The sequence below is a fragment of the Aeromonas sp. 9A genome, from assembly GCF_963900955.1.
Taxonomy (GTDB): Bacteria; Pseudomonadota; Gammaproteobacteria; order Enterobacterales; family Aeromonadaceae; genus Aeromonas; species Aeromonas salmonicida.
The window spans coordinates 1855962-1871032 of sequence record NZ_CAWRFG010000001.1 but is presented as its reverse complement, the minus strand read 5'-3'; the positions used below and the strand labels follow the sequence as shown (position 1 = coordinate 1871032).

Sequence of the window (15071 nt, the reverse complement as noted above, 5' to 3'; positions counted from 1 at the left end):
GGACTGGGTGCTCTGGAGCCAGCTGCTGTTTGTCTTCCCCTATGTCTATCTCTGCCTGCAGGGGCCTTATCGCCAGTTCGACCCGCGCATCACTCAGGCCGCGCTCACCCTGGGGGCCCGCCCCTGGCACGTCTGGTGGCGGGTGAAAGGGCCATTGCTGGCACGTCCGCTGCTCTTTGCCTTTGCGGTGGGGGCAGCGGTGAGTCTGGCCCAATACCTGCCGACCCTGCTGTTTGGCGCAGGCAGAGTAGTCACCATCACTACCGAGGCGGTGGCCATTGGCAGCGGCCTCAACCGGCGGCTGGCTGGCCTCTATGGCCTGCTGCAACTGCTGCTGCCCCTTGTCATCTATCTGCTGGCACTCTGGCTGCCAGCCCGGCTCAACCCTGCGCTCAAGGACGCCCGATGAACACGAGAAGCTGCCGATGCTAAGCACAACCCCACTTCATCTCTACCTCGATGAGAACCTGCTGCTGTCGCTGCCTGCGCTACAGGTTGCCCCCGGTGAAGTGCTGACCCTGATGGGCCCCAGTGGTTGTGGCAAGAGCTCGTTGCTGGGGGCGCTGGCGGGTGTCTTGCCGCCCAGGGGGCCGATCCGGCTGGAAGGGGATATACGGCTGGGTGAACGGCTGCTCACCTCACTGCCTTCCCAGACCCGGCGTATCGGCATGCTGTTTCAGGATGACCTGCTGTTTGCCCATCTGACGGTGGCTGAAAACCTGATGTTCGGCATGCCTGCCCCCCTCAAGGGCGCGGCGGCCAGACGGGCAAGGGCGCTGGACACGCTGGCAGAAGTAGCGCTGGTCGATCAGGCCGACAAGCTGCCGGGAGCACTCTCCGGCGGCCAGAGGGCGCGGATCAGTCTGCTGCGGGCTTTGCTGGCAGAGCCCAGGGCCCTGTTGCTGGACGAGCCCTTCTCCCGCCTCGACAAGCCGCTGCGCGCCGCCTTCAGAACCCTGGTGTTCGAGCGACTCAAGGCGCTGGGGATACCCGCCCTGCTGGTCACCCACGACGAGGAGGATGCGCCGGGGGCTATCCTGACGCTCACCACTCCCTGTTTTACCAAAGAGGACACCGACCTTGTTTGACCGCCATCTGATCCCCCTTATTCGCAGTCCCCTCACCCGGCTGGCCAAACCCCTCTGCCGAGCCGGGATCAGCGCCAACCAGATAAGCCTGACCGGCTTTGCCATCGGCATGCTGGCACTGCCACTGCTGGCCCTGGAGCTCTATTCCTGGGCGCTGCTCGTCATCTTGTTCAACCGGCTGCTGGACGGGCTCGATGGCGCTGTGGCGCGAGAGACGAAGATCACGGATTGCGGCGGCTTTCTGGACATCACCCTCGATTTCATCTTCTACGCCGCCGTAGTGCTGGGGTTTGCCCTGAGCGCCCCCGCCAACGCCCTGCCCGCCGCCACCCTGCTGTTCGCTTTCATGGGCACGGGGTCGAGCTTTCTGGCCTTTGCCATCATGGCGGGCAAGCGGGGTATTGAAAATCCCGTCTATCACCACAAGTCCCTCTATTATCTCGGGGGCCTGACGGAGGGGAGCGAGACCATAGCCCTGTTCGTGCTGATGTGCCTCTGGCCCGCCGGGTTTGCAACCCTGGCCTACGGCTTTGCCCTGCTCTGTCTTGTCACCACCCTGACGCGGCTCTGGAGCGGTTACCATACCCTTGGCGAGTAACGTTATTCGGGCTTAGGGCATAGGGGCGCGGAGCGCACCAGCCCATCGGCAGGCCACGAGTTTGAGCCGTCATCCATGCACTGAGTACTTGCGCATGGATGACAATGTTTTACCATGTCGACACTCTTTTTCAGGCTCATGAGAACCTTATGCGTCGCCTTGTCTCCGTGCTCACTCTTTCCCTGTTTCCCCTGCTCTACGGTTGCAGCAGCACGCCTGCTCCCAAACCCGTGGCCAAGCCGTTCAAAAGTGCCTTCATCAATCAGACGCCACAAATAAAACCTGCTTACAGCCAAGGGGTTAGCAAGGGAGACTTCGCCAATCGCAACAACGTGGACAGCTTCGTCCAACGCATGGTCGAGAAGCACGGTTTTGACAGCATCGAGCTGCATCGACTGCTGGCACAGGCGGATCGCTATGACTGGATAATACGGCTGATGGATGCCCAGGCCCCCACCACCGCCAAGCCAATCGGACCGACCGGCGCCTGGAATCGCTACCGCGCCAAGTTCATCACGCCGGACAACGTGCAAAACGGCGTCAACTTCTGGCGTGAGTACGAGAGCGAGCTCAACCGTGCCGAGCAGGAGTATGGAGTGCCGCCCGAAATCATCGTCGGTATCATAGGCGTGGAGACCCGCTGGGGTCGGGTAATGGGCAAGACCCGCATTCTGGATGCGCTGGCGACTCTGGCCTTCGACTATCCGCGCCGCGCCGAATTCTTTACCGGCGAACTGGAGGCCTTCCTGGTGATGACCCGGGATGAGGGGATGGACCCCACTGAACCCAAGGGCTCCTACGCCGGCGCCATGGGGTATGGGCAGTTCATGCCATCGAGCTTCCAGCGCTACGCAGTGGACTTTGACGGCAATGGCCACACCAACTTGTGGGATCCTGTGGATGCCATCGGCAGCGTGGCCAACTACTTCAAGGCGCATGGCTGGGAGCAGGGTCAACCGGTAGCGGTGCGTGGTCAGGGCCAGCTACCCGGCTATGAGCATGGCTTTCAGACCCGTTACCCGATCACCACCTTGCACCGCGCCGGTCTGAATCCCATCAGCAACCTTGGCAACCACAGCGAAGCAAGCCTGCTGCGCCTGGATGTCGGCACCGGCTATCAATACTGGTACGGCCTGCCCAACTTCTACACCATCACCCGCTACAACCACAGCACCCACTATGCCATGGCGGTGTGGCAGCTGGGGCTGGCGGTCAAGGCTGCCAGAGGCGGTTACTGAGTCAGGCAACTTGCCAATAAAAACGGGCCCAGCTGGCCCGTTTTTATTACTCGTTTTCCAGCAACCAGCGTTTGAGCAGGGCAGCCAACTGAGCCTGTTCAGCCTCGGTCAGTGGCGCCAGCAAACGCCGCTCGTTCGCCACATGCCGCTCGACGGCCCGATCGACCAGTTCGCGCCCAGACGCCGTCAGGCAGACCAGCAGGCTGCGCCTGTCGCTCGGCGCCGCCTGTCGCTCGATCAGGCCACGCGCTGCCAGCTTGTCGAGCCGTGCCGTCATGGCCCCGGAGCTCAACATGGCAGCTTGATAGAGCGCGGTCGGCGTCAGCGGCTCACCGGCCCGGCGCAAGGTCGCCAGTATGTCGAAGTCTGAGCCCAGAAGGCCGCACGCCTTGAGCTCTTCACTCACCTCACGGCCGGCGATGGCCGCCATGCGCGCCACCCGCCCCAACACCCCCATGGGAGAGCAGTCGAGATCCGGTCTCTGCCGCGCCCACTGGGCCAGCAACAGGTCTACATGATCACTATCCATCTTGGTCACTTATCTTTTTATCGAGATACTTGATAGTAAACCAATTTGAGACTAAGTTATCTTCACAAAAAGATACTTCATAAAGAGATAAGCCATGCCACTGCTGATTGCCTTGCTGGCCCCCCTGCTATGGGGCAGTACCTATGCCGTCGTCAGCCTCTACCTGACTGACTACTCCCCTTACTGGGTGGCCGTGTGGCGGGCGCTGCCGGCTGGGCTGCTCCTGTTGTTGCTGCATCCGCGTCTACCGCCCCTGCCCTGGGGCAAGCAGTTCCTGCTGGCGTTTTGCAACATAGCCGCCTTCTTTGCCCTGCTGTTTGTGGCTGCCTTCCGGCTACCGGGGGCAGTGGCAGGCACGCTCGGGGCCACACTGCCGCTGGTTCTCATGCTGCTGGCCTGGTTGCAGGATGGCACGCGGCCAACCCTGAAGTGGTTGCTGCTGGGGCTGATGGGGCTCGCCGGTGTCTTGTTGCTGCTCAATCCCTCCGCCAATCTGGATCCCATAGGCGTGACATGCGCCCTGCTGGCAACCCTGCTGATCGGCCAATCCAGCCGCTGGATGCAGCGCTGGCCGGTGAGCGATCTGCTGGCCCTCACCGCCTGGCAACTGCTGCTCGGCGGCCTGATACTGATCCCGCTCGCCTGGTGGCTGGCCGGCCCCATGCCACTGCCCCAACCAGCTGCAGCACCCGGGCTTGTCTGGCTCATTTTGCTCAACACGGCGCTGGCCTACTGGGCCTGGCTGTGGGGGCTCAAGCGTCATGGCCCCGAGGTAATGGGCATGCTGGCTCTCACCAACCCCATGGTGGCGGTCTCCCTGGGTGTGCTGATGGTCGGTGAAACCCTGGATGGCCGGCAGTGGCTCGGCATAGGGGTGATCCTGCTCTCACTGTTTCTGATGAAGCTGCCGGCGCGCTCCTTCTTCAAACGCTGGCAAGCCGCAGGGCGAATATCGCCGGGGCGGCGATCACCGATGACAAGGCATGAGTCCGAGCAGGGAAAACCCTGAACCGAGAAAAAGAACCATAAAAAAAGAGGAGCCGCTGTGGCTCCTCTTGCTATCTATCCGATGTTCAATTCAGCCCGCCAACGGTATGGGTCAGACGCCCGCCTTAGCCAGCGCAGCAGAGACAATCTGTTGGGCTTCTTGCTGGATCAGATCCAGGTGTGCTTCGCCCTTGAAGCTCTCCATGTAGATCTTGTAGATGGACTCGGTACCGGAGGGACGCGCCGCGAACCAGCCGTTCTCAGTCACCACCTTGAGGCCACCGATGGCGGCATCGTTGCCCGGCGCGCGGGTCAGCTTGGCAATGATGGGCTCACCGGCCAGGGTTGATGCTTCGACCAGTGCCGGATCCAGCTTGGAGAGCACGGCTTTTTGCGCGCTGTTGGCAGGGGCATCGATACGGCGGTAGCTGGAGCGGCCGAATTTGGCTTCCAGTGCATCGTAATGCACCTGGGGATCCTTGCCGGTGACCGCCAGAATTTCGGCCGCCAGCAGCGCCAGAATGAAGCCATCCTTGTCGGTGGTCCAGACGGTGCCGTCTTTACGCAGGAAGGAGGCGCCTGCGCTCTCCTCACCACCAAAACCAAACTCGCCGCTGTAGAGGCCATCCACGAACCACTTGAAGCCGACCGGCACCTCTTTCAGGGTACGGCCAATCTCGCCGGCAACCCGGTCGATCATCGAAGAGGAGACCAGCGTCTTGCCGACGGCAGCCGCTTTGGGCCAGCCGGTGCGATGGGTAAACAGATACTGGATCGCCACCGCCAGATAGTGGTTCGGGTTCATCAGACCCGCCTTGGTGACGATGCCGTGACGGTCGTAGTCAGGGTCGTTGCCAAGGGCGATGTCGAACTTGTCCTTGAGGGCAATCAGGCCCGCCATGGCAAACGGACTGGAGCAATCCATCCGGATCTTGCCGTCTTTATCCAGAGTCATGAAGGAGAAGGTAGGATCGACACGATAGTTGACCACCTCGATGTTCAGGCCATAAGTCTTGGCGATGACGTCCCAGTAGGCGACGCCGGAGCCACCCAGCGGGTCGACACCAATCTTGATACCGGCCTCTCTGATGGCATCCAGGTCCAGCACGTTTTTCAGGTCGTCCACATAGGGGGTGACATAGTCGTGCTCAACCACGAAGGGGCTCTTGAGGGCATCGGCGAATGGCATGCGTTTCACGCCGGCCAGACCGGCTTCCAGAATGGCGTTGGCCCTGTCTTCCACCCACTTGGTGATCTCACCTTCGGCGGGGCCACCGTGGGGTGGGTTGTACTTGAAGCCGCCATCTTCCGGCGGATTGTGGGACGGGGTGATCACCACACCGTCAGCGCGCGCAGCGGGTTTACTGGCGTTGTGGCGCAGGATGGCGTGAGAGATCACCGGCGTCGGCGTGAAGCCCATACCAGCCTGAATGCGAGTCTCGACGCCGTTGGCCGCCAGCACTTCGACTGCGCTGGCAAAAGCGGATTCAGACAGGGCGTGAGTATCCATGCCGACAAACAGCGGGCCCGTGATGCCGGCCTGCTGGCGATACTCCACCAGCGCCTGGGTTACCGCCAGGATGTGAGACTCGGTAAAGGCATTGTGCAAGGCACTGCCACGGTGGCCGGAGGTGCCGAAGGCCACCCGCTGCTCGGGGCGGCTCATGTCAGGCTTGTTGAGGTAGTAGGCGCTGACCAGACGGGGAATGTTGGTCAGGTCACTTAAACGAGCCGGCTGACCGGCGTGGGAATGCTGAGCCATGGCGTTATCCTTGCTTGATGGCGGCCTTGCCGGGCAAGGCCTGAACTTGATGAACCGTTAAATCGCGCTGCTTACCTGGGCGATCAGCGCCTCGTCGTAGCCCATGCTGGCCATCATCTGGGCCACCATGTTCTGCTTGCGACTGGTATTGGTATTGCTGATCACCCAGAACGGGGTATCCGGCACAGGCTTGGGCTTGGTGGTGCTGCCGCTGGCACGCAGTGCCTCTGGATCCCGCGAGAAATAGACGCGCTTGCGCCCCTTGATTTCGGTGGCCTGGGTAAACCCGACCGGATTATCCCGATAGAGGGTACTGAGCACCTGCATGAAGCGGTTGATGGACTTCTCTTCTTTTTGCAGCTCGCCAGAGTCGAGCAGGGCCTGCAGCCCCATGGCATCGGTGGCGACGCTCGGCTGGGGGAGGTCCACAGGCTCGGCAACCGGCACTGTTATGTGCGTGGGCTGTTCCAGCAGACGGCGCAGGATATCGGAGGCACTCTCACCAATGTGCCGGGTCTGGCTGGCGATATAGAAGTAGAGATCGTCATCAAGCTCGATGGTTTTCATAGGGATGCGCTGGACTCGTCGAAATTCGGATGCGGCGATTATACATAGGCAAACCCGGCAGCCCAAGCCAAGGGCTGGCAGATGTGCATGAATCTCATCGAGAATACGGCATAATACGGGGCCAAGTGTGTGATCCTCCGCACTGATAGCGCATCCGGCGTCATTTTTTTGAAAAAAAACCACAAAAAAATGACCCTCAAGGAATGAAATCCTTTTCTTTCAGTGTGTTAAAAATCAGGCAAAAAAGCCCACTACCGACAAGGTGTCATTTTGCAACAAAACCCATTATTGAACTTCAAGGAACAGGGCCAGGGCCCGGCAGTTGTGCTGATCCACGGCCTGTTCGGCAGCCTGGACAACCTGGGGCTGCTGGCACGCGCCCTGAGCGAACACTATCGCGTCATCAGCGTGGATCTGCGCAACCACGGCGCCTCTTTTCACAGCGATGAGATGAGCTATCCCCAGCAGGCTGCCGACGTGCTCGCCCTGCTCGATACCCTGGCCCTGGATCAGGTATCCCTGGTCGGTCACTCCATGGGCGGCAAGGTCGCCATGCAACTGGCCAAGCAGGCTCCCGCCAGGATCGCACGGCTGGTGGTGGCCGACATAGCCCCTGTCGCCTATCCCCACTCCCGCCATCAGAATGTGTTCGCCGGTCTCAACGCCACCCTGCGCCAGCCAGTGCAGAGCCGCAGCGAGGCAGAGGCCATTTTGGCCGAGCACATCGAGATCGCCGGCGTACGCCAGTTCCTGCTCAAATCCTTCGCCAAGGGAGAGTCCGGTTGGGGCTGGCGTTTCAACGTAGCAGCCCTTGAGCGCAATTACGCCAACATCATGGGCTGGCCCGACAACCAGCATAGATTCGAAGGGCCGACACTCTTTATCAAGGGCGGCGATTCGGACTATATGCAGCCCCAATATACCGACACTGTGATGGCACAATTCCCGGCGGCAAAGGCGCGCGTCATCGCCGGAACAGGCCACTGGCTGCACGCCGAAAAGCCGGTTTTGTTCAACAAATTGGTTGTGGATTTCCTGTCGACAGGCGGTTAACAGTTTCAAATCCTTTGTGATATAGTGCGCCCGTCATAAGGAGTGTGCGCAATCCATGCTAAGTGAACATATCGATCTGATTGAGAGTCTAGGCCTGAAGTTATTCTTGCTGGCCATTTTCATATTGATTGGCCTGGCCATTCACGACGTACTCAAACGCGGCAACGTGCCCCGTTTTGGTCGAGTCATCGTCTGGTTGGTACTCTGTCTGGGTTGCGCGGGTTTTGTCGCCAAGGGGCTGATCGAATTGGGCTGGGAAGGCTCAGGGGTCGGCTAACTTATTTTCATCTGTGATGTATGGCCAAACAGCAAACTGATCGAACAACACTGGATCTGTTCGCAAATGAGAAGCGCCCCGGCAGGCCAAAGACCAATCCACTCCCCCGTGAGACCCAACTCAAGATCAACAAGCGCAACCAGCTTAAGCGCGATCGCGAGAACGGCCTGAAACGGGTCGAGTTAAAGGTGGAGGCCGAGTTGCTGGAGCGCCTGAACCAACTTGCGTTACAACAGAACGTCAGCCGAGCCGAGCTGATCCAATCTATCCTGAAGCAACAGATTGAGTCTGCTTTCGCAGCAGGCATCGCAATCTGACCGTTAAGCATTAACACCAGATACGGGTAACTAAACACTATGGCTAGTGTAGGTCTGTTTTTCGGCAGCGATACCGGTAATACCGAAGCTGTCGCCAAGATGATCCAGAAAGAACTGGGCAAACAACTGATTGAAGTCCGTGACATTGCCAAGAGCAGCAAGGCCGACATCGACAGCTTCGATCTGCTGATGTTCGGTATCCCGACTTGGTATTACGGCGAAGCCCAAGCCGATTGGGATGACTTCTTCCCCGAGCTGGAAGAGATCGACTTCACCAACAAGCTGGTTGCCATCTTCGGATGCGGCGATCAGGAAGACTATGCCGAGTACTTCCTCGACGCCATGGGCACACTGCGTGACATCGTCGAAGCCAAAGGCGCCATCATCATCGGCAACTGGCCAACCGCCGGTTACGAGTTTGAAGCCTCCAAGGCTGTGGTGGATGACAAGCACTTCGTGGGTCTGGGTATCGACGAAGATCGCCAGCCGGAACTGACCGCCGAGCGCGTCAAGGGCTGGTGCAAGCAGCTGCATGAAGAGATGTGCCTGGCCGAGCTGGAGTGATCCGGCAAGCCAGCTACCTCTGACAACAAGGGCCCCGGTGGGGCCCTTGTTGTTTTTGCGATCCGATCTTTTCAGCCACCTCTGTGCTCGGGTTTGGCACGCACATAGAGGGTGCGTTTGACCTGTGCCACCAGCTCGCCACTCTTGTCCTGCACCGTGACCTCGAACTCGGGGAAGTGCTTGTTGCCCCCCTCGGTCGCCGCCACTATGGACGCCAGCTTGCCGTCGGTCAGGTTGAACTCGGCCACCAGTTTGCCTTTGCCCGGCTTGATGTAGTTGATGCTGCCCGCCTTGTCCCAGACGTAATAGCGGTTCTTGAAGTACCCCATCAGCATCAGCGGATAGATGGGATCCGTCATCGCAAACATGCTGCCGCCAAACTGGGTCCGGTTGGCGTTCTTGTTCCACCAGCGTGACTTCAACGTCACCCGGCAAAAACGGAAGTCATCACTCAGGGTTTCTATCTTGATGCCTGCGCCCCAGAAGGGAGGCCAGGCGTTGAGGGCGCGCCGCACCCAGGCCGCGTTGTCAAAAAGCCAATCCATGGATCTCATCCGACCAGACAATGAAGAAGGTTACATCTTATCAACATTCGTCCGCTGAGCAAGCCGGCGACAGGATTTGATCAATTCTGCCAGATGGCGGACTTTGCGCTAAAGCCCTTGAATTACTGGGTTTATTTTTAGGTTGGCTACGACCTATAATGACAGGCCAAGCGAGTTCGTGGTTGCCATTCCAGCGGCAGTCAATCAGAATAACCACACCTTCGAGAATGCGAATAAGTAGAATATGGCAGACAACAACCAAGCGTTAAAAAAGGCCGGGCTCAAGATCACCTTGCCCCGCGTCAAAATTCTGGAAATCCTGCAACAGCCGGATTGCCAGCACACCAGTGCGGAAGATCTGTACAAACGACTGATCGACCAGGGTGAAGAGATTGGTCTCGCTACCGTATATCGCGTTCTCAACCAGTTTGATGATGCCGGTATTGTTACCCGTCACCACTTCGAAGGTGGCAAGTCGGTATTCGAGCTGGCCACCCAGGAACACCACGACCACCTGGTCTGCCTCGATTGTGGCAAGGTGATCGAGTTTTCCGATGAGGTGATCGAGCAGCGCCAGCGCGATATCGCCAAGCATCACAACATCCGCCTGACCAATCACAGCCTCTATCTGTACGGCCACTGCGCCAATGGCGACTGCAAGCACGAAGATTCATAGACGCTTGCACCGGTCAATAAAAAAGCCAGCATAACGCTGGCTTTTTTGCATTCGCAATCCGGGCAAGAGCGGCAGGGTCTCCCCTGCCCTCTGCTTGTCAGACTTTGGCCATCAGGCCTCGGCCTTGCCCCAGACGTCCCGCAGGGCCACGGTGCGGTTGAACACCAGGTGCTCGGCGCTGGAGAGCTTGTTGTCGGCGCAGAAGTAGCCTTCGCGCTCGAACTGGTAGGCAAACTCCGGCTTGGCGTCCTTGAGGGAAGCCTCGACGCGGGCCCCCTCGATGATCACCAGCGAATCCGGATTGAGTGCCCCTTCGAAGTCATCCTCGGCACCCGGGTTCGGCATCTTGAACAGACGATCGTAGAGACGGATCTCGGCCGGCAGGGAGTGAGTGGCGCTGACCCAGTGGATCACCCCCTTCACCTTGCGACCATCCGCCGGATCCTTGCCCAGGGTCTCGGGATCGTAGGAGCAGTAGATGCAAGTCACCTTGCCATCCACATCCTTCTCGACCCGCTCGGCCTTGATCACATAGGCGTTGCGCAGACGCACTTCCTTGCCCAGCACCAGTCGCTTGAACTGCTTGTTCGCTTCTTCTTTGAAGTCCGCTTCGTCGATGAAGATCTCGCGGGTAAAGTTCAGTTCACGGGTACCCATCTCGGCGTTGTTCGGGTGCGCCGGTGCGGTCAACACCTCGTCGGCCGCCAGGTTCTCGATGACCACCTTCACCGGATGCAGCACGGCCATGGCGCGCGGTGCGTTCTCGTTGAGATCGTCACGGATGCAGGCTTCCAGCATGCTCATCTCGACTATGTTGTCCTGCTTGGTCACGCCAATGCGTTTGCAGAACTCGCGGATGGAGGCAGAGGTGTAGCCACGACGACGCAGACCGGAAACGGTCAGCATGCGCGGATCGTCCCAGCCATCCACGTGCTTCTCGGTCACCAGCAGGTTCAGCTTGCGCTTGGACATGACGGTGTATTCGAGGTTCAGACGAGAAAACTCGTACTGACGCGGGTGGCAGTCGATGGTGATGTTGTCCAGCACCCAGTCATACAGACGACGGTTGTCCTGGAACTCCAGGGTACAGATGGAGTGGGTGATCCCTTCCAGCGCGTCCGAGATGCAGTGGGTGAAGTCGTACATCGGATAGATGCACCACTTGTCACCGGTCTGGTGATGGTGGGCAAACTTGATGCGATAGATAACCGGATCGCGCATCACCATGAAGGGGGACGCCATGTCGATCTTGGCGCGCAGGCAAGCGGTGCCTTCGGCAAACTCGCCGTTTTTCATCTTGGCAAACAGCGCCAGGTTCTCGGCCACTGGACGATCGCGGAACGGGCTGTTCTTGCCGGCCTCGGTCAGGGTGCCACGGTACTCGCGCATCTGCTCCGCAGAGAGCTCGTCCACATAGGCCAGACCCTTTTCGATAAGCTCGATGGCGTAGCCGTGCAGCTTGTCGAAATAGTCGGAGGAGTAGCAGATCTCGCCGCTCCACTGGAAGCCGAGCCACTGCACGTCCTGCTTGATGGACTCCACGTACTCGATGTCTTCTTTCACCGGGTTGGTGTCATCGAAACGCAGGTTGCACTGGCCCTGATAGTCACGGGCGATGCCAAAGTTCAGACAGATTGACTTGGCGTGGCCGATATGGAGATAACCGTTCGGCTCGGGCGGAAAACGGGTATGCACGTGGTTGTGCTTACCGCTGGCCAGATCTTCATCAATGATCTGACGGATAAAGTTAGTTGGGCTGTTCGCCTGACTCATGGCTCACCTCAAAAATGCGTCACTGGCGGAAGTTGTGCCGGCTGGCACCCTCATCCCCCCGCCATCAAGCCGGTTATGATCCCTCATTACGCGCCCTGTCTCAACCTGAATTTACCCAATTCGGGGCGCGGGCAGGCCAAAACGGCACGTGCCCCCCAGCCGAATGCCATGACAGATAAAAAAGACCCCGCACTGGGCGGGGTTCAAGGTGATGAAAAACAAAAACAGACAATACACACACACAACAAAGGCTCACACGCACAGTCAACCTTTCCCAAACCCGATGCAGTGTCGGCCTTGGGAAAGGCGGGTCTTGCGACCCGCCTGGTGTTAGCGGTTGGCTGCTATCAGTTCAGCTCGGTGACGCGACTGGTGCGCTGGCCATCGAAACTGGTGGTACGCAGGTAGACCTTGCCGGTCACGCTCGGCTTGGCCGCGGCGTCGTAGTCAGTCCAGGTGGTGCCGTCCAGGCTGTACTGGATGGGCAAGCCCGGCAGATCCACGTTCGCTTCAAGCTTGCCGTTGATGACCTTGGCGCCCGGTACTGAGAGGCGGTATTCAACACCGGCCTGATCCAGCTTCGGCAGCACGCGCTGACCCAGCAGGTTGGCGAACTGGTTCCACTCTTTGTTGAGGGTGGCCTTGTTGACATGCTTGGTCTCGCCGGAGAACTCGCGGCCCTTCACATAGTTCAGCTCGAAGCCACCTTTGTGCCAGGCACGCTCGGCCACGGAGAAGATACGCGGGTAGACCATGTACTCGTACTGGGCATCGGTCCGCACGGTTTCACTCCACTGCTGACCGGAGATACCGCGGAACTTGACCGGATCCTGGTCACCCTTGGCCACGAAGGCGTTGCCGTCGCGGTCAACCGAGGTCTCGGCGTTCTGCGGCAGGTTTTCCGGGGCAAAGGCAAACACCTTGCGGGTGTCATTGAAACGGGTTGCCCAGTAGTAGCCACGTTCGGCCGGGTGTACCTCGTTCGGGAAGTCGAAGTAGAGGTAATCCGGGTTGGAGAGCACAACGTCATAACCCTTGTGCGCCCACTTCATCGCTTCGTTGAAGCCACCCCAGTAGAGGGTTTCCCAGAAGTTGACCACTGTCTTGTCGGTGGCGAAATCCTTGGCGCTATTGGCGTACTTGAGGCCATCTTCCCATGCCTGCAGGGTGGAGAAGCCACGCTCTTTTGCCAATTCGCTCACTTCCTTGGCGAAGTAAACCGGCAGCTCGGCCACGTCCTTGATCTTGCCATCATCGATCATCTTCTGGCAGACCGGCGACTTGCCGAACGGCTTGTCCTGCTTGCTGGAATCGACGTTGCCCTTCCAGGCGACCAGATCGGCTTTCTGGGTAACGGCCGGATCCTGATAGCCACCGCCCTGCATGATGTTCTTCGCCTCGTCACCACCGTAATGCCAGGCGGTCAACGGCTGACCGGCGGCCTGGTGCATCTGGGCCACTTCATCCATCACCTTGCTCACGAAGGTGGCAGCACCCGGCTGGCAAGGGTTGATGAAGGACATCTTGTCGTAGAACTGGACCGAGGTGACATTGGAAGTATCCGCCGGGTCCGTCAGACGGAACTGGCTGGCTTCGGCCTCTTTGCCCTCGCTCATCAGACGCTGGTAACGCGCTTCCATGGAGACCACGGCAGCACGGGCGTGCGCCGGCATGTTGATCTCGGGGATGACGGTGACACCACGGGCCTTGGCATAACGCACCAAATCGATGTAGTCAGACTTGCTGTAGAAACCGGAACCCTGGTTGTCGCTGGTCGGGCCGGAACCCAGCTGCGGCATCAGGCACTTGGTTTCAGACAGATCGTGGCAACGCTGGCTGCCTACATCCGTCAGCTCCGGCAGACCCGGTATCTCCAGACGCCAGCCTTCATCGTTGGTCAAACCCAGGTGCAACTTGTTGAGCTTCATGGCTGACATCTGGTCAACCAGCTTCTTCATGGTTTCGAGGCTTCTGAAGTGACGGGCCACGTCGGTCTGCATACCGCGGTATTCAAAACGCGGCGCATCCTCGACGCTCATCTGGCTCACCAGCTTGTCGTTCACCCCCAGCAAGGAGAGCAGGGATTGCGCGCCCCAGAAGGCACCCTCGATGTCGTGCCCCTGGATCACAGTGCCCTGCTTGCCTATGGTCATGTCATAACCTTCGGCCTGCTTGAGCTTGCTGCCGAGCTTGACGGTCACTGGATAGCCGGTGTCGGAGAGGGTAACACCCAGCTTGGTCAGTTGAGCCTTCAGGGCTTCGGCGCGATCGCTTGGCAAGTCCAGCGCGTTGAGCTTGATGGTGGAGAAGTCCACTTGCGGACCCGACTTGATCACTTGCTTGAGCGGGGTCGGCAGTATCTGATCATCAATCTTGCTGGCTGGCAGCAGGCTGCTGGTCAGGTTGGCATCGAAACGGGTCTCGCTGTTCATCAGGATGTTGTTGTCATCCTTGGTTCGCTTCCAGCCATCGGCCGGCATCGGCTTCTCGTAGGTGCTGGCGTCGTCGATGTTGCTCATGCTGGCAATCACCTTGGGCTCGGCGCCGTCGGCAGCCACATACCAGCTTGGCATGATGTCAGATTCGAACAATACCCAGTATTCCACCACCAGCGGCACTTCGACCGTGGCATCCTTGGCAAAGCCCTTAAACTGCTCGGTTGGCGTCAAACGATAGAGGTCGCCGGTCAGATGGGTGATGGTGAACTGGTCGTTGTCGACACGCTGGATACGGCGGATGGAGGAGACATAAATACCCCAATCCTTGGAGGTCACGTCAGCACCGGTATTGGTCAGGTGCAGCTTGGCAACGCCACAGCTAGCCCACTCGGAACCCAGCGCCTGGCAATCGAGGCCGGCACCGGCACCGTCGTTGGTGACGACTTCGTACTTGACCACCAGGTTGCTGGCGAGGGAGTCGACCACGGCTTGCTTGGCGGCATCGGCTGCCTGTACCTGGCTGACAAAAATAGTAGACATGGCAATGGCTAACAGAGAATGTTTCAAGTTCATAACTGCTGCTCTCATTTGAAGTAAAGGTTGGATTTTCTTGGCGTTTTTTATATTGGGCCCCGTGGCGGGGCCCTAGTTATGTCAAC

Annotated in this window: 16 protein-coding genes; 10 read left to right on the top strand and 6 right to left on the bottom strand. The window is 59.2% G+C overall.

Annotated elements, in window-relative coordinates; all coding sequences use genetic code 11:
- The 4 genes from AACX78_RS08895 to mltB form a co-directional block, all read left to right on the top strand.
- On the top strand, nucleotides 1–409 hold a 409-nt coding region (locus tag AACX78_RS08895; RefSeq protein WP_159165978.1), incomplete at its 5' end, for an ABC transporter permease subunit.
- Between the two features lie 16 nt (nucleotides 410–425).
- Nucleotides 426–1088 carry an ATP-binding cassette domain-containing protein gene (locus AACX78_RS08890; protein ID WP_159165977.1) on the top strand — a complete coding sequence of 221 codons (663 nt, stop codon included), beginning with the start codon at nucleotides 426–428 and terminating at the stop codon, nucleotides 1086–1088.
- On the top strand, nucleotides 1081–1686 hold the full coding sequence (locus AACX78_RS08885) for a CDP-alcohol phosphatidyltransferase family protein (protein ID WP_099992414.1): 606 nt from the start codon (nucleotides 1081–1083) through the stop codon (nucleotides 1684–1686). Before AACX78_RS08890 ends, AACX78_RS08885 begins: the two co-directional genes overlap by 8 nt.
- Before the next feature lie 149 nt (nucleotides 1687–1835).
- Nucleotides 1836–2924, top strand: a complete 1089-nt coding sequence (gene mltB, locus AACX78_RS08880) for a lytic murein transglycosylase B (RefSeq protein WP_159165976.1) — start codon at nucleotides 1836–1838, stop codon at nucleotides 2922–2924.
- Between the two features lie 46 nt (nucleotides 2925–2970).
- Here the strand turns inward: mltB and AACX78_RS08875 are convergent, their stop codons facing one another.
- Complete coding sequence (locus tag AACX78_RS08875) at nucleotides 2971–3453, bottom strand: MarR family winged helix-turn-helix transcriptional regulator (protein ID WP_159165975.1); 483 nt, start codon at nucleotides 3451–3453, stop codon at nucleotides 2971–2973.
- A gap of 94 nt (nucleotides 3454–3547) precedes the next feature.
- Between AACX78_RS08875 and AACX78_RS08870 the strand changes: the two genes are divergently transcribed.
- A complete protein-coding gene (locus tag AACX78_RS08870) occupies nucleotides 3548–4462 on the top strand; it encodes a DMT family transporter (protein ID WP_236556307.1) in 915 nt (304 codons plus the stop codon).
- A gap of 90 nt (nucleotides 4463–4552) precedes the next feature.
- On the opposite strand, the gene pgm is transcribed toward AACX78_RS08870, so the two are convergent.
- Nucleotides 4553–6202 carry a phosphoglucomutase (alpha-D-glucose-1,6-bisphosphate-dependent) gene (pgm, locus tag AACX78_RS08865; protein WP_159165974.1) on the bottom strand — a complete coding sequence of 550 codons (1650 nt, stop codon included), beginning with the start codon at nucleotides 6200–6202 and terminating at the stop codon, nucleotides 4553–4555.
- Nucleotides 6203–6259: 57 nt separating this feature from the next.
- Complete coding sequence (seqA, locus tag AACX78_RS08860) at nucleotides 6260–6769, bottom strand: replication initiation negative regulator SeqA (RefSeq protein WP_021137907.1); 510 nt, start codon at nucleotides 6767–6769, stop codon at nucleotides 6260–6262.
- Between the two features lie 288 nt (nucleotides 6770–7057).
- On the opposite strand from seqA, the gene AACX78_RS08855 reads away from it, so the two are divergent.
- Genes AACX78_RS08855 through fldA form a run of 4 tightly spaced genes read left to right on the top strand, consistent with a single transcriptional unit; the run spans nucleotide 7058 to nucleotide 8980 of the window.
- Nucleotides 7058–7822 (top strand): alpha/beta fold hydrolase, encoded by a 765-nt coding sequence (locus tag AACX78_RS08855; protein WP_159167488.1) that lies wholly within the window; start codon nucleotides 7058–7060, stop codon nucleotides 7820–7822.
- A gap of 55 nt (nucleotides 7823–7877) precedes the next feature.
- A complete protein-coding gene (locus AACX78_RS08850) occupies nucleotides 7878–8099 on the top strand; it encodes a DUF2788 domain-containing protein (RefSeq protein ID WP_159165973.1) in 222 nt (73 codons plus the stop codon).
- Nucleotides 8100–8119: 20 nt separating this feature from the next.
- Entirely contained in the window at nucleotides 8120–8416 is a 297-nt protein-coding gene (gene ybfE / locus AACX78_RS08845; RefSeq protein ID WP_005309699.1) for a LexA regulated protein, read from the top strand.
- A 39-nt stretch (nucleotides 8417–8455) separates the two neighbouring features.
- Nucleotides 8456–8980: a flavodoxin FldA gene (fldA, locus tag AACX78_RS08840; protein ID WP_017412672.1), complete on the top strand. Its 525-nt coding sequence runs from the start codon at nucleotides 8456–8458 to the stop codon at nucleotides 8978–8980.
- A gap of 71 nt (nucleotides 8981–9051) precedes the next feature.
- Here the strand turns inward: fldA and AACX78_RS08835 are convergent, their stop codons facing one another.
- Complete coding sequence (locus tag AACX78_RS08835; protein ID WP_005309695.1) at nucleotides 9052–9525, bottom strand: DUF4442 domain-containing protein; 474 nt, start codon at nucleotides 9523–9525, stop codon at nucleotides 9052–9054.
- Between the two features lie 244 nt (nucleotides 9526–9769).
- On the opposite strand from AACX78_RS08835, the gene fur reads away from it, so the two are divergent.
- On the top strand, nucleotides 9770–10201 hold the full coding sequence (fur, locus tag AACX78_RS08830; protein ID WP_021137910.1) for a ferric iron uptake transcriptional regulator: 432 nt from the start codon (nucleotides 9770–9772) through the stop codon (nucleotides 10199–10201).
- A gap of 111 nt (nucleotides 10202–10312) precedes the next feature.
- Here the strand turns inward: fur and glnS are convergent, their stop codons facing one another.
- Complete coding sequence (gene glnS, locus AACX78_RS08825; RefSeq protein ID WP_159165972.1) at nucleotides 10313–11974, bottom strand: glutamine--tRNA ligase; 1662 nt, start codon at nucleotides 11972–11974, stop codon at nucleotides 10313–10315.
- Nucleotides 11975–12321: 347 nt separating this feature from the next.
- A complete protein-coding gene (locus AACX78_RS08820) occupies nucleotides 12322–14985 on the bottom strand; it encodes a beta-N-acetylhexosaminidase (RefSeq protein WP_159165971.1) in 2664 nt (887 codons plus the stop codon).
- Between the last annotated feature and the right edge of the window lie 86 nt (nucleotides 14986–15071).